This window comes from Streptomyces sp. NBC_00322 (assembly GCF_036147535.1).
In the GTDB taxonomy this organism is placed as follows: Bacteria; Actinomycetota; Actinomycetes; order Streptomycetales; family Streptomycetaceae; genus Streptomyces.
The window spans coordinates 7302705-7317537 of record NZ_CP108019.1; the positions used below are offsets into that span (position 1 = coordinate 7302705).

The 14833-nt window shown below is 69.4% G+C and carries 13 protein-coding genes; 7 read left to right on the forward strand and 6 right to left on the reverse strand.

The features are described from left to right. The first annotated feature begins 1 nt into the window (after position 1). The 3 genes from secF to OG905_RS33415 all read left to right on the forward strand — a co-directional run bounded on the left by secF (position 2) and on the right by OG905_RS33415 (position 4438). Positions 2-1102 (forward strand): protein translocase subunit SecF, encoded by a 1101-nt coding sequence (secF, locus tag OG905_RS33405; protein WP_328680073.1) that lies wholly within the window; start codon positions 2-4, stop codon positions 1100-1102. Continuing rightward, a complete protein-coding gene (locus OG905_RS33410) occupies positions 1099-1641 on the forward strand; it encodes an adenine phosphoribosyltransferase (protein ID WP_328680075.1) in 543 nt (180 codons plus the stop codon). Before secF ends, OG905_RS33410 begins: the two co-directional genes overlap by 4 nt. 226 nt (positions 1642-1867) lie before the next feature. Continuing rightward, entirely contained in the window at positions 1868-4438 is a 2571-nt protein-coding gene (locus OG905_RS33415) for a RelA/SpoT family protein (protein ID WP_328680077.1), read from the forward strand. A 76-nt stretch (positions 4439-4514) separates the two neighbouring features. Here the strand turns inward: OG905_RS33415 and OG905_RS33420 are convergent, their stop codons facing one another. Together OG905_RS33420 and OG905_RS33425 are read right to left on the reverse strand one after the other, a co-directional pair. After that, the gene (locus tag OG905_RS33420) at positions 4515-5744 is read right to left on the reverse strand and encodes a DUF349 domain-containing protein (protein ID WP_328680079.1); all 1230 of its coding nucleotides are present in this window, start codon (positions 5742-5744) and stop codon (positions 4515-4517) included. Between the two features lie 177 nt (positions 5745-5921). Beyond that, positions 5922-6713: a peptidylprolyl isomerase gene (locus OG905_RS33425; protein WP_328680082.1), complete on the reverse strand. Its 792-nt coding sequence runs from the start codon at positions 6711-6713 to the stop codon at positions 5922-5924. Between the two features lie 133 nt (positions 6714-6846). On the opposite strand from OG905_RS33425, the gene OG905_RS33430 reads away from it, so the two are divergent. After that, positions 6847-7584: an MBL fold metallo-hydrolase gene (locus OG905_RS33430; RefSeq protein ID WP_328682741.1), complete on the forward strand. Its 738-nt coding sequence runs from the start codon at positions 6847-6849 to the stop codon at positions 7582-7584. An 11-nt stretch (positions 7585-7595) separates the two neighbouring features. Then, complete coding sequence (hisS, locus tag OG905_RS33435) at positions 7596-8858, forward strand: histidine--tRNA ligase (protein ID WP_328680083.1); 1263 nt, start codon at positions 7596-7598, stop codon at positions 8856-8858. A gap of 295 nt (positions 8859-9153) precedes the next feature. Here the strand turns inward: hisS and OG905_RS33440 are convergent, their stop codons facing one another. From OG905_RS33440 to OG905_RS33455, 4 genes are read right to left on the reverse strand one after another with little or no spacing between them, the layout of a single operon-like run. Then, positions 9154-9774, reverse strand: a complete 621-nt coding sequence (locus tag OG905_RS33440) for a response regulator transcription factor (protein ID WP_328680084.1) — start codon at positions 9772-9774, stop codon at positions 9154-9156. After that, a complete protein-coding gene (locus tag OG905_RS33445) occupies positions 9771-11012 on the reverse strand; it encodes a sensor histidine kinase (protein WP_328680085.1) in 1242 nt (413 codons plus the stop codon). The genes OG905_RS33440 and OG905_RS33445 overlap by 4 nt, the downstream gene beginning before the upstream one ends. Further along, complete coding sequence (locus OG905_RS33450; protein ID WP_328680086.1) at positions 10970-11818, reverse strand: ABC transporter permease; 849 nt, start codon at positions 11816-11818, stop codon at positions 10970-10972. The genes OG905_RS33445 and OG905_RS33450 overlap by 43 nt, the downstream gene beginning before the upstream one ends. Beyond that, positions 11815-12669, reverse strand: coding sequence for an ABC transporter ATP-binding protein (locus OG905_RS33455; protein WP_328680088.1), 855 nt, complete (start codon positions 12667-12669; stop codon positions 11815-11817). Before OG905_RS33455 ends, OG905_RS33450 begins: the two co-directional genes overlap by 4 nt. Positions 12670-12805: 136 nt before the next feature. Between OG905_RS33455 and OG905_RS33460 the strand changes: the two genes are divergently transcribed. Further along, on the forward strand, positions 12806-13438 hold the full coding sequence (locus tag OG905_RS33460) for a vitamin K epoxide reductase family protein (protein ID WP_328680090.1): 633 nt from the start codon (positions 12806-12808) through the stop codon (positions 13436-13438). A 45-nt stretch (positions 13439-13483) separates the two neighbouring features. Next, the gene (locus OG905_RS33465; RefSeq protein ID WP_328680092.1) at positions 13484-14833 is read left to right on the forward strand and encodes a replication-associated recombination protein A; all 1350 of its coding nucleotides are present in this window, start codon (positions 13484-13486) and stop codon (positions 14831-14833) included.

The window sequence follows — 14833 nt, forward strand, 5'->3', positions numbered from 1 at the left end:
GATGTCGCGACTTGGCACTCTCGGCGCCCGTCTCTACCGCGGCGAGGTCGGCTACGACTTCGTCGCCAAGCGGAAGATCTGGTACGGGGTTTCGATCCTGATCACCATCACGGCCATCCTCGGCCTGGCGGTGCAGGGTCTCAACCTGGGTATCGAGTTCAAGGGTGGCGCCGTCTTCACCACCCCGAAGACGAGCGTCTCCGTCAGCCAGGCACGGACGTACGCCATAGACGCCTCGGGTCATGAGGCGATCGTCCAGAAGCTCGGCAACGGCGGTCTGCGGATCCAGGTCAGCGAGCTCGACCAGGCCCAGGCCAACAAGGTCAACGAGACGCTGTCCGACAAGCTCGACATCCCGGTGAACAAGATCAACGCCGAGATCGTCGGACCCAGCTGGGGTGAGCAGATCGCCAACAAGGCATGGACCGGTCTCGCGGTCTTCATGCTCCTGGTGGTGATCTACCTCGCGATCGCCTTCGAGTGGCGCATGGCCATCGCTGCCCTGATCGCGCTGATCCACGACCTCACGATCACCATCGGTATCTACGCACTGGTGGGCTTCGAGGTCACACCGGGCACCGTGATCGGTCTGCTGACGATCCTCGGTTACTCCCTCTACGACACCGTCGTCGTCTTCGACGGTCTCAAGGAGGGCTCGAAGGACATCACCAAGCAGACCCGCTACACCTACAGCGAGATCGCCAACCGCAGCCTCAACGGCACGCTGGTGCGTTCCATCAACACCACCGTCGTCGCGCTGCTGCCGGTCGCGGGACTGCTCTTCATCGGTGGCGGCGTCCTCGGTGCGGGCATGCTCAACGACATCTCGCTGTCGCTGTTCGTCGGCCTCGCGGCCGGTGCGTACTCCTCGATCTTCATCGCCACGCCGCTCGTCGCCGACCTCAAGGAGCGCGAGCCGCAGATGAAGGCCCTGAAGAAGCGGGTGCTCGCCAAGCGCGCGAAGGCAGCCGCCGAGGGCGTGTCGGCGGAGGACTCCGGTGAGCCGGAGGACTCGGTGACCGGCGACGCGGCGCCGGCCGGCGCCGTCGTGGGCCCGCGCGGCAACCGGGGCCGTGGCCGTCCCTCGGGCAAGCGCCGATGACCGCCGCTCCCTCGGAGCTGCTGCTCAGCCGCATCCGTGACGTCCCGGACTATCCGAAGCCGGGGGTGATGTTCAAGGACATCACGCCCCTGCTCGCGGACCCGGAGGCCTTCACGGTTCTCACCGAGGTGCTCGCCGGGCTGTGCGTACGTCACGAGGCCACGAAGATCGTCGGTCTTGAGGCGCGCGGCTTCATCCTGGGCGCACCGGTCGCCATCCGGGCCGGGCTCGGCTTCATTCCCGTACGCAAGGCGGGCAAGCTCCCCGGAGCGACGCTCTCGCAGGCGTACGAGCTGGAGTACGGCACCGCCGAGATCGAGGTGCACGCCGAGGACCTGCGGGCGGGCGACCGCGTCATGGTCATCGACGACGTCCTCGCCACCGGCGGCACCGCCGAGGCGTCGCTGGAGCTCATCCGGCGGGCCGGAGCCGATGTCGCGGGCGTCGCGGTCCTGATGGAGCTCGGCTTCCTCGGCGGCCGCACCCGCCTGGAGCCTGCCCTGCGCGGGGCTCCGCTGGAGGCGCTGATCACGCTCTGACCCCATGGGTCGATCGAGGAACGGGCGACCCGGGATCTTCCCGGGTCGCCCGTTCCTCTGCGCCATCTGCGTGCAGCGCGGAGTGACGAGAGGGCATTCGGAGTGATTCGGGTGTCCTCTCCCGCCATGTCCGGACCTGCCGCCTCGGGAGCACCAGAACGCCGAGGTCGATACCATTGCTTCTCCGGGCCTGACCGGGGGACCCGGAACCGCACGAGGAGCGCTCTTGCCAGACGAGGCCCAGCACGCCGCCGCGCAGCCCGACCAGCGGGCCGAAAAGGCCGCGGCAGCCCCTGTCACGCCCGAGAACAAGCCGGCCGAGAAGCCGAAGCCCGGAGTGTCCGAGCGGAGCGAGATGGCGATCCCCCCGGCCGAAGGCTCCCAGCTACCGCTGGGAGGTGCTCCCAGGGGGAGTGCGAACGGTGCGGCCCCCGTCCCTGCGCCCCTGCCGACGTCCACCGCCAGGCCCACGCCCGCCGCCGTCCCCCGGACGGGCGGCTCCTCGAACCGGGTGCGCGCCCGCCTGGCCCGCCTGGGCGTCCAGCGTTCGTCGCCGTACAACCCCGTCCTGGAGCCGCTGCTGCGGATAGTGCGCAGCAACGACCCCAAGATCGAGACCTCCACGCTGCGCCAGGTCGAGCGCGCCTACCAGGTCGCCGAGCGCTGGCACCGCGGCCAGAAGCGCAAGAGCGGCGACCCGTACATCACGCATCCGCTCGCCGTCACGACGATCCTCGCCGAGCTCGGCATGGACCCGGCGACGCTGATGGCGGGGCTGCTGCACGACACCGTCGAGGACACCGAGTACGGCCTGGACACACTGCGCCGCGACTTCGGCGACCAGGTGGCCCTGCTCGTCGACGGCGTCACCAAGCTCGACAAGGTCAAGTTCGGCGAGGCCGCCCAGGCCGAGACCGTACGCAAGATGGTCGTCGCCATGGCCAAGGACCCGCGCGTCCTGGTCATCAAGCTCGCCGACCGGCTGCACAACATGCGCACGATGCGCTATCTCAAGCGGGAGAAGCAGGAGAAGAAGGCCCGCGAGACCCTTGAGATCTACGCGCCCCTGGCCCACCGGCTGGGCATGAACACCATCAAGTGGGAGCTGGAGGACCTCGCCTTCGCGATCCTCTACCCCAAGATGTACGACGAGATCGTGCGGCTCGTGGCCGAGCGGGCGCCCAAGCGCGACGAGTACCTCGCCATAGTGACCGACGAGGTCCAGTCGGATCTGCGCGCCGCCCGTATCAAGGCCACCGTCACCGGGCGGCCGAAGCACTACTACAGCGTCTACCAGAAGATGATCGTCCGCGGCCGCGACTTCGCGGAGATCTACGACCTGGTGGGCATCCGCGTCCTCGTCGACACCGTCCGCGACTGCTACGCGGCGCTCGGCACGGTCCATGCGCGATGGAACCCGGTCCCCGGCCGGTTCAAGGACTACATCGCGATGCCCAAGTTCAACATGTACCAGTCGCTGCACACCACGGTGATCGGTCCCAACGGCAAGCCCGTCGAGCTGCAGATCCGCACCTTCGACATGCACCGTCGCGCCGAGTACGGCATCGCCGCGCACTGGAAGTACAAGCAGGAGACCGTCGCCGGCACCTCCAAGGTCCGTACCGACGTGCCCAAGGCGGGCAAGGGCACCGCCGGCCAGGACACCGTCAACGACATGGCGTGGCTGCGCCAGCTCCTGGACTGGCAGAAGGAGACCGAGGACCCCAGCGAGTTCCTGGAGTCCCTGCGCTTCGACCTCTCCCGCAACGAGGTCTTCGTCTTCACGCCGAAGGGCGACGTCATAGCGCTTCCGGCGGGTGCCACTCCCGTCGACTTCGCCTACGCCGTCCATACCGAGGTCGGCCACCGGACCATAGGAGCGCGGGTCAACGGGCGGCTCGTACCGCTCGAATCGACCCTCGACAACGGCGACCTGGTCGAGGTCTTCACCTCCAAGGCCGAAGGTGCCGGCCCCTCGCGCGACTGGCTCGGCTTCGTCAAGTCGCCGAGGGCACGCAACAAGATCCGCGCCTGGTTCTCCAAGGAGCGCCGCGAGGAGGCGATCGAACACGGCAAGGACGCCATCGCGCGGGCCATGCGCAAGCAGAACCTGCCGATCCAGCGCATCCTCACCGGCGACTCGCTCGTCACGCTGGCGCACGAGATGCGCTACCCCGACATCTCGTCCCTGTACGCGGCGATCGGCGAGGGCCATGTGGCCGCGCAGGGCGTCGTACAGAAGCTGGTGCAGGCCCTGGGCGGCGAGGAGGCCGCCAACGAGGACATCGCCGAGAGCACACCGCCCTCGCGCAGCCGCTCCAAGCGCCGGGCCAACGCCGACCCCGGTGTGGTCGTCAAGGGTGTCGATGACGTCTGGGTCAAACTGGCCCGCTGCTGTACGCCCGTCCCCGGTGACCCCATCATCGGCTTCGTCACGCGCGGCAGTGGCGTATCGGTTCACCGTGCGGACTGCGTCAACGTCGACTCGCTCTCGCAGCAGCCGGAGCGCATCCTCGACGTCGAATGGGCCCCGACCCAGTCCTCGGTCTTCCTGGTCGCCATCCAGGTCGAGGCGCTGGACCGGTCAAGGCTGCTCTCGGACGTCACGAGGGTCCTGTCCGACCAGCACGTCAACATCCTCTCCGCGGCCGTCCAGACGTCCCGCGACCGGGTGGCAACCTCGCGCTTCACCTTCGAGATGGGCGACCCGAAGCACCTCGGGCACGTACTGAAGGCGGTACGGGGCGTGGAGGGCGTCTACGACGTCTACCGGGTCACATCGGCGCGCAGGCCGTAGCGCGACGCCGCCGTAGCGCAGACGAAGGGCCCCCTGTACGTGACGCGTGACGTACAGGGGCCCTTCCATGCAGCTTTCAGCCGCCGAACTCCTCCAGGCCCTTCAGCGCCTGGTCCAGCAGCGCCTGCCGGCCCTCGAGCTCCTTGGCGAGCTTGTCGGCCTTGGCGTTGTTGCCCGCCGCGCGCGCCGCGTCGATCTGCCCGCGCAGCTTGTCCACGGCCGCCTGCAGCTGACCGGTCAGACCCTCGGCACGCGCACGCGCCTCCGGGTTCGTCCGGCGCCACTCGGTCTCCTCGGACTCCTGCAGCGCCCGCTCCACGGCGTGCATCCGGCCCTCGACCTTGGGACGGGCGTCCCGCGGCACATGGCCGATGGCCTCCCAGCGCTCGTTGATGGCCCGGAAGGCGGCTCGCGCGGCCTTCAGATCCGTCACCGGCACCAGCTTCTCGGCCTCGGCGGCGAGCTCCTCCTTGAGCTTGAGGTTCTCGCCCTGCTCGGCGTCCCGCTCGGCGAATACCTCGCTGCGGGCGGCGAAGAAGACGTCCTGGGCACCGCGGAAACGGTTCCACAGATCGTCCTCGGCCTCGCGCTGGGCGCGGCCCGCGGCCTTCCACTCCGTCATCAGGTCGCGGTAGCGGGCGGCCGTCGTGCCCCAGTCCGTGGAGCCGGACAGCGACTCGGCCTCGGCGACCAGCTTCTCCTTGGCCTTACGGGCCTCCTCGCGCTGAGCGTCCAGCGAGGCGAAGTGCGCCTTGCGGCGCTTGGAGAACGCCGAGCGGGCGTGCGAGAAGCGGTGCCACAGCTCGTCGTCGGACTTCCGGTCGAGCCGGGGAAGGCCCTTCCAGGTGTCAACCAGCGACCGCAGCCGCTCGCCGGCCGCCCGCCACTGCTCGCTCTGCGCCAGCTCCTCCGCCTCGGTGACCAGGGCCTCCTTGGCGTGGCGCGCCTCGTCGTTCTGCTTCGCCTTCTGGACCTTGCGCTCCTCGCGGCGCTTCTCGACCGTCGCGACGAGCCCGTCGAGGCGCTTGCTCAGTGCGTCGAGGTCGCCGACGGCGTGATGCTCGTCCACCTGCTGGCGCAGATGGTCGATGGCGGTCTGGGCGTCCTTGGCCGAGAGATCGGTGGTCTTCACCCGCCGCTCGAGGAGGCCGATCTCGACCACCAAGCCCTCGTACTTGCGCTCGAAGTAGGCCAGAGCCTCCTCGGGAGTCCCTGCCTGCCACGATCCGACGACCTTCTCGCCATCGGAAGTACGCACGTACACGGTGCCCGTCTCATCGACACGGCCCCACGGGTCGCTGCTCACAGCGCCTCCTCCACCTGATGCCTGCGAGGGGGTTCGCCCCCGGGCATCGTCCACAGTTTCCTGGACGGGCCGCGCCCGCCTTCCACAACGCAACAATCCGGGCCGCGCTGCACAACGCCCAATCTAGGCGACCGGCCGCCCGGCTGTCCGCACTCAGCGCGGCCGAAATTCCCCGGCTCACGCCTTCGGGACGACCGCCTTCTCAATGGTGACGGCCTTCTTGGGGGCCCCGTCCTTGGCTCCGCCCGCCACTCCGTCCTTCGCCACGGTCTGTACGGCCTTGAGGCTCGCGGCGTCCATGGTTCCGAACGGTGTGTAGCTCGGCGGCAGCTTGGAGTCCTTGTAGACGAGGAAGAACTGGCTGCCTCCGGAGTGCGGCTGGCCGGTATTGGCCATCGCCACGGTCCCGGCCGGATAGGTCACGGTGCCATCCGCGCCCGCCTTGCCCAGCGCGGTCAGATTCTCGTCCGGGATCGTGTACCCCGGCCCGCCCGTGCCGTCGCCCTTCGGGTCTCCGCACTGCAGCACGAAGATCCCCTCCGTGGTCAGCCGGTGGCACTTCGTCCCGTTGAAGTAGCCCTTGTCCGCCAGGGACTTGAACGAATTCACGGTGTGCGGGGTCTTGGCCGCGTCCATCGCGATCTTGACGGCGCCCTGGTTCGTGGCGAGCTCCATCGAGTACTTCGCCTTTTTGTCGATCGACATGGCGGGCTCGGGGGAGGCGCTCTCGCTCTTGGAAGGGGCGGCGCTGGGGGACTGGCTGTCGCCCGCCGAGCCGTCGGCCTTGGTGTCCCCGTCGGAGAGCCCGATCGAGGCATAGGCGGCGGCGCCCGCCGCGAGCACCACGGCGAGCACCGCCGCGACGATCGTGTACCGCTGCTTCTTCTTGCGGGACTGGGCCCGACGCTGCTGCTGGCGCTCGAACTTCTCCCTGGCGAGCTGCCGCCGCCGCTGATCGCTGGTGACCACCGGGTGTTCTCCTTGTACGTCGCGTGATGCCGACCGGTCGAGTGTGCCCCGTACCGTATACGGGTTGGCTGTGGGACGAGCAGCGCCGGTAGGCTCTGATCTGCTGCTCTCCACCACCACACCGAGGACGATCGTGCTTATTGCCGGGTTCCCCGCCGGGGCCTGGGGGACCAACTGTTACTTGGTCGCCCCCGCCGCCGGCGAGGAGTGCGTGATCATCGACCCAGGTCACCAGGCCACCGAAGGCGTCGAGGAAGCACTCAAGAAGCATCGGCTCAAGCCCGTCGCCGTCGTCCTCACCCATGGCCACATCGACCATGTCGCCTCCGTCGTCCCGGTGTGCGGAGCCCATGACGTACCGGCGTGGATCCACCCCGCGGACCGGTACATGATGAGCGACCCGGAAAAGGCCCTGGGCCGGTCGATCGGCATGCCGCTCATGGGCGAGCTGACCGTGGGGGAGCCGGACGACGTCAAGGAACTGGCCGACGGCGCGCAGCTGCGCCTCGCCGGTCTCGACTTCTCGGTCGCGCATGCGCCCGGCCATACCAAGGGGTCGGTGACCTTTCAGATGCCCGAGGCCGATGACATCCCGTCGGTCTTCTTCTCGGGCGATCTGCTGTTCGCCGGCTCCATCGGACGCACGGACCTGCCCGGCGGCGACCACGCCGAGATGCTCGAGTCGCTGGCGCGTGTGTGCCTGCCGCTCGACGACTCGACCGTGGTGCTGTCCGGCCACGGCCCCCAGACGACCATCGGCCGCGAGCGTGCCGCCAACCCGTACCTTCGGGCTGCGTCTTCTGGGGGACACCCCCAGACCCCCGAGGCCGCCCGGCCGGGAGCGGAACCCGCTCCTCGACGAGGAATGTGACGAGAGTTTCCGTGAGCACCTTTCAGGCCCCCAAGGGCACGTACGACCTGATCCCGCCGGACTCGGCGAAGTACCTCGCGGTACGTGAGGCCATCGCCGCGCCCCTGAAGAACTCCGGCTACGGCTACATCGAGACGCCCGGCTTCGAGAACGTCGAGCTGTTCTCGCGTGGCGTCGGCGAGTCGACCGACATCGTCTCCAAGGAGATGTACGCCTTCGAGACCAAGGGGGGCGACAAGCTGGCGCTGCGCCCCGAAGGCACCGCGTCCGTGCTGCGCGCGGCCCTGGAGGCCAATCTGCACAAGCTCGGCAATCTGCCGGTCAAGCTCTGGTACTCCGGCTCGTACTACCGCTACGAGCGCCCGCAGAAGGGCCGCTACAGGCACTTCTCGCAGGTCGGCGCCGAGGCGATCGGGGCGGAGGACCCGGCGCTCGACGCCGAGCTGATCATCCTGGCCGACCAGGCGTACCGCTCGCTCGGCCTGAGCCAGTTCCGCATCCTGCTCAACTCCCTGGGCGACAAGGAGTGCCGGCCCGTCTACCGGGACGCGCTGCAGGGCTTCCTGCGCGGGCTGGAGCTCGACGAGGACACCCGGCGCCGGGTCGAGATCAACCCGCTGCGGGTCCTCGACGACAAGCGGGCCGTGGTCCAGAAGCAGCTGGTGGGCGCGCCGTTGCTCCGCGACTACCTGTGCGACGCGTGCAAGGCGTACCACGAAGAGGTGCGCGAGCTGCTGACCGGGGCGGGTGTCGCCTACCAGGACGACGAGAAGCTGGTGCGCGGCCTCGACTACTACACGCGCACGACCTTCGAGTTCGTCCACGACGGTCTCGGCTCGCAGTCCGCGGTGGGCGGCGGCGGCCGCTACGACGGCCTCTCCGAGATGATCGGCGGCCCGGCGCTCCCGTCGGTCGGCTGGGCGCTCGGCGTGGACCGTACGGTCCTGGCGCTGGAGGCGGAGGGCATCGAGCTCGAACTGCCCGCCACCACGAGTGTGTTCGCGGTCCCGCTCGGCGAGGAGGCGCGGCGCGTGCTGTTCGGTCTCGTCACCCAGCTGCGCAGGGCAGGTGTCGCGACGGACTTCTCGTACGGCGGGAAGGGGCTCAAGGGCGCGATGAAGAGTGCGAACCGGTCGGGAGCGCGGTATGCGTTGGTAGCGGGCGAGAGGGACCTCGCGGAGGGGGTCGTCCAGCTGAAGGACATGCAGTCCGGCGAGCAGTCGCCGGTGGCCTTGGACGCGGTCCTGGACGCGGTTCGCGAACGTCTGGCCTGACGGAGGGCTGGGGGCAAGCCCCCAGCCCCCTGCGCCCGCTTCGCGGCGCGAACTTGGGCTCCGCCCCGGACCCCGTATGCGACCTTCGGCCGCATGTCCTCAATCGCCGGACGGGCTGATTGTGCGGCCCTGCCGCACATTTCAGCCCCGTGAGGGTCCCCCCGGACGAAGTCTGGAGGAGTCTGAGGCGCCGGGGGTCCGGGTTCGCCCGCGAAACCACCCACGGGCAGCAACCACCAACGCCCCCGGCCCAGGTTCACCACGGACCCTGGAAACGGGCGGGGTGGGGAACAGGTCACAGCAACCCGTTCCGCATCGCGCTCGTCACCGCCGCCGTGCGGTCGTCCACCCCCAGCTTCCCGAAGATCCGCAGCAGGTGCGTCTTCACCGTGGACTCCCCGATGTACAGCCGACGCCCGACCTCCGCGTTCGTGCACCCCTCCGCCACCAGCCGCAGCACCGCCGTCTCGCGTTCCGACAGCCGCGGCCGCTCCGGCTGCCGGCGCAGCTGGTCGACCAGGCGCGCCGCCACCGAAGGTGCCAGTACCGTCTCGCCGCGGGCCGCCGCCCGTACCGCGTCGGCCAGTTCGCCGCGGGCCAGATCCTTGAGCAGATAGCCCGCCGCCCCCGCCTCCACGGCCCGCAGGATGTCCGTGTCCGTCTCGTACGTCGTCAGCACGATCACCCGGCAGGGCAGTCCGGCCGCGCGCATCCGGTTGATCGACTCGACGCCCCCGCCGCCCGGCATCCGCAGGTCCATCAGCACGATGTCCGGCCGGAGTTCGGCGCTCAGCGCCTCCGCCTGCGGTCCGCTCGACGCCTCGCCGACCACGGTCAGATCGGGCTCGGCGCCGAGCATCCCGCGCAGGCCCTCCCGTACGACGGGATGGTCGTCGGCGAGCAGAATGCGGATCACGTACCGCTCCTATCGGGTAGTGGCAGTCGTACGGTGACAGTCGTGCCCCGGCCCGGCGCGCTGCGTACGTCGGCGCAGCCGCCGACCTCGGCGGCCCGGGCCCGCAGCCCGTTCAGCCCGTAGCCCCGCAGCGGCACCGAGTCGTCGAAGCCGCGGCCCGTGTCGTGTACGGACACGGACAGTGCGGCTTCGGAGTACGCGAGCGCGATGGCCACCGTCGTCGCGGGCCCCGCGTGCTTGGCGGCGTTGGCCAGGGCTTCCTGGCAGGTGCGCAGCGCCACCACCTCCAGTGCCGGGGCCAACGGCCGTGCGGTGCCCGTCACTTCGACGGAGGCGGCCGTGTCCTGGCGCGCGGCGAGCCTGCGCAGCGCGTCCGGCAGCGAGTTGTCGTCCAGGTCCGCCGGTGCGCCACCGGCCACCAGGGCGCGCGCCTCGGCGAGGTTCTGCCGTGCCGTGTCCGCCATCAGTTCCAGATGGCGGCGCGCCTGCGGCAGATCGCGCTCCAGTTCCGAGTCCACCGCCTGCAGCAGCATCAGCACGCTGGTGAACCCCTGGGCGAGCGTGTCATGGATCTCGCGGGACATCCGTTCCCGCTCGGCCAGGGCCCCGCGGTCCGCCGAGAGGCGCGCGATCTCCTCCCGGCCGGCCTCCAGCTCGGCGATCAGCGCTGCCCGTTCCTTGCTCTGGTCGATGATCCGGATGATCCAGCTGCCGAGTACCGCGGAGAAGGCCAGACTGACGAGCGCGAACAGGGACTGGAGGAAGACGGTCTGGGCGTCGGGCCGCCACAGGACGGCCCACCCGACCACCGGGGCGATGTTGATGACCGCCACGGCGATCAGGGCGAGCCGCATCCGCAGCAGCATGAAGCACTGGGGGACCAGCGCGAAGGCGGCGATGCGCGTTTCGCCCACCAGAATCGCGGGTGCCAGGAACAGCACCACCGACCCGGCGATATAGCGCACCGGGTGCCGCTCGGCCCCGGCCTGGGCCATCAGCTCGGGCCGCCCGACCCCCATATACCAGGGAGCGAGCAGCACGAACAGCGCGGCTGCGACCAGACGGACCGGCCAGCTGGAGCTCGGGGTGGCGAGCGTGAAGATCAGCGTCGCTGACCACACGACCGCGAAGTACACGTCCCAGGGCAGGAAGTTGCGGTCCCAGACGTCGGAGTCGCGCGCCCCGGCCGGCTCGCTCAGCCGTCGCGCCGGCTCTTCCAGCGGAAGGTCAGCAGACACAGCACCAGTCCTCCGATGCACCAGGCGCCCAGTACCAGGGCGATACGGCCGTACTCCCAGCTGCCCGCCTGTTCCAGCACGGAGGCCGACTCCGGCAGGAACACCCCGCGCAGACCCTGGCACATCCATTTCAGCGGGAAGATCGCGCCGATGTTCAGCATCCAGTCCGGGATGGTGTTGATCGCGATGTACACCCCGGAGATGAACTGCAGTACCAGGAAGGGGAGTACGACCACGGAGGTGGCGCTCTGCCCTGACTTCGGCACACTGCTGATGGCGATACCGAGCAGCGCGCACCCGGTCAGGCCGAGGACGAATATCCAGCCGAAGGTGAGCCACTTGCCCACGCTGGTGGGCAGATCGACATCGTAGAACACCGTGCCGACGACCAGCAGCGCCGCCGTCTCCAGCAGCCCGGTGACCAGGACCAGCCACACCTTGCCGAGGAAGTACGCGGCAGGCGGCATCGGCGTCCCGCGCAGCCGCCGCAGCTGCTTCTCGTCCCGCTCGATCGCGATGGAGATGCCCAGCGACTGGAAGCTGGTCGACATGATGCCTGCCGCGATCATCGCGGGCACATAGAGCTGGGACGCGGTGATGCCCGCGCCCTTCACGTCGTCGCTGAAGATCGACGCGAAGAGGAAGAGGAAGACGATCGGGAAGGCGAAGGTGAAGATGGCTTGTTCGCGCTGGCGGAAGAACGCCAGCACCTCCAGGCGGCCGCGCAACACCCCCAGCCGCCAGGCCCCGGGAAGCTGGGGTGATGTGCTGCGTACGCCGCTCTTCAGATCCGTGACCGTGGTCATCGCGCCGCCTCCTGTCCGGTGAGCCGCAGATAGACGTCTTCGAGGGTCGGCCTGCTGATCAGCAGGCCCGGGATCTCGCCGTCGAAGCGGCGCGTGAGCTCGGCGACGGTACGGGTCGGGGTCGCCGTCTGCTCGGAGCGCGGCGCGCCGTCCGGCTCCGTCCAGGTGACCGTGGCCTGCGTGCCGTACTCCTCGCGCAGGGCGGCCGGGGTGCCCTCGGCGACCACCTTGCCCGCCGCGATCACGGCGAGCCGGTCGGAGAGGACCTCGGCCTCCTCCAGGTAGTGCGTGGTCAGGACGATGGTGGTGCCCTCGTCCGCCAGCCGCCGGATCAGCTCCCAGAACCGGCGTCGGGCGCCGGGGTCGAAGCCCGTCGTGGGCTCGTCGAGCAGCAGCAGCTCAGGACTGCCGATCACGCCCAGCGCCACATCCAGCCGGCGTCGCTGACCGCCGGAGAGCGCCTTGATCCGGCTCGACGCCTTCTCCTCGAGACCCACGAGCGAGATGACCTCTTCGGGGTCGCGCGGTTTCGGGTAGTAGCGGGCGAAATGGGACACCGTCTCCCGGACCGTCAACTCCGCGGGCGCCGATTCGTCCTGCCAGACGATGCCGATCCTGGACCTCCAGAGGCGGTTTCCGGTCGCTGGATCCGAGCCGAGTACGGTCACCTCGCCCGCGTCCCGGGAGCGATGCCCCTGAAGGATCTCCACCGTGGTGCTCTTGCCCGCGCCGTTGGGGCCGAGAATGCCGAAGACCTCGCCCCGGTCAATGCCCAGGTCCAGGTCGTCCACCGCTGTCACATCGCCGTACCGCTTGCGCAGTCCGCGCACGTTCACCGCGAGTTCTGTCATGGCAATGAGCTTCGCGCCGAAGTGAGCCCCGGGGGACGACCGTCCGTACATCCTTATGTCCATCGAACGGTGGACACAGGTGCGGGTGCGGCAGAATGACCGTGCCCCAGCAGGCTACTGAGCGATGGAACGGGATATGGCGACTGCAGCGGTTGACGACGTGTCCTCCGAGCGGGAGAACGGCTCCAAGGGTGCGATCGGCGGGAGTCGTGCTTTCTCCTGGCTTCTGGTGATCACGGGTGCGGCGGGTCTGCTGGCGTCGTGGGTGATCACGATCGACAAGTTCAAGCTGCTGGAGGATCCGGGTTTCACGCCGGGGTGCAGTCTGAATCCGGTGGTGTCCTGCGGGAACATCATGAAGAGCGAGCAGGCGTCGGCGTTCGGGTTCCCGAATCCGATGCTGGGTCTTGTGGCGTACTCGATGGTGATCGCGATCGGTGTGGCGCTGCTGGCGGGGGCGCGTTACCGGCGCTGGTACTGGTTGGGTCTCAACGCCGGGTGTCTGTTCGGGGTGGGGTTCTGCACCTGGCTGCAGTACCAGTCGCTGTACGAGATCAACGCGCTGTGCCTGTGGTGCTCGCTGGCCTGGATCGCCACCATCGTGATGTTCTGCTACGTCACGCTGCACAACATCGAGCACCGGATCATCAAGGTGCCGGAGGGGCTGCGCAAGGGACTGCTGGAGTTCCACTGGCTGCCGCCGGTGCTCTGGATCGGCATCATCGGGATGCTCGTCCTGACCCGCTGGTGGGACTTCTGGACCGGCTGACCCGGCCACGGGGGACTGTCAGACCGCTGACATAGGCTGCACAGCGTGGAGCCCGACCTCTTTACCGCCGCAGCCGAAGAACGCCAGGAGAAGGACCCGTCCAGCAGCCCCCTGGCCGTCCGGATGCGCCCGCGTACCCTCGACGAAGTCGTCGGCCAGCAGCACCTGTTGAAGCCCGGGTCGCCGCTGCGCCGCCTCGTCGGCGAGGGCGGCGGAGGCCCCGCCGGACCCTCGTCGGTGATCCTCTGGGGTCCGCCGGGCATCGGCAAGACGACCCTCGCGTACGTCGTTTCCAAGGCGACCAACAAGCGCTTCGTCGAACTCTCCGCGATCACGGCCGGAGTCAAGGAAGTACGGGCGGTCATCGACGGTGCCCGCCGCGCCGCGGGCGGCTTCGGCAAGGAGACCGTCCTCTTCCTCGACGAGATCCACCGCTTCTCCAAGGCCCAGCAGGACTCCCTGCTGCCCGCCGTGGAGAACCGCTGGGTGACGCTGATCGCCGCCACCACCGAGAATCCGTACTTCTCGATCATCTCGCCCCTGCTCTCCCGCTCCCTGCTGCTCACCCTGGAGTCGCTCACCGACGAGGACCTGAGCGGACTGCTGCGCCGGGCCCTCACGGAGGCGCGGGGCCTGGGCGGAGCCGTCGGCCTTCCCGCGGACGCCGAGGCGCATCTGCTGCGGATCGCGGGCGGCGACGCACGCCGGGCGCTGACCGCGCTCGAGGCGGCCGCGGGCGCGGCGATCGACAAGAGCGAGAGCGAGATCAGCCTCCAGACGCTGGAGGAGACGGTGGACCGCGCGGCAGTGAAGTACGACCGCGACGGCGATCAGCACTACGACGTGGCGAGCGCCCTGATCAAGTCCATCCGGGGCTCCGACGTGGATGCGGCGCTGCACTATCTGGCCCGCATGATCGAGGCGGGGGAGGACCCTCGCTTCATCGCCCGCAGGCTGATGATCTCGGCGAGCGAGGACATCGGCCTCGCCGACCCGACGGCCCTGCCCACCGCCGTCGCCGCGGCCCAGGCGGTGGCGATGATCGGTTTCCCGGAGGCCGCGCTCACCCTCAGCCACGCCACGATCGCGCTGGCGCTGGCCCCCAAGTCGAACGCCGCGACGACCGCGATAGGCGCGGCGCTCGCGGACGTGCGCGCCGGTCTCGCCGGAGCTGTCCCGCCGCATCTGCGCGACGGCCACTACAAGGGCGCGGCCAAGCTCGGCCACGCGCAGGGCTATGTGTATCCGCACGACGTCCCGGGCGGGATCGCCGCGCAGCAGTACGCCCCGGACGCGGTGCAGGGCAAGCGCTACTACGAACCGACGCGGTACGGCGCGGAGGCGCGGTACGCCGACGTGGTCGAGAAGGTCCGCGAACGCCTGCGCGGCGAGTAA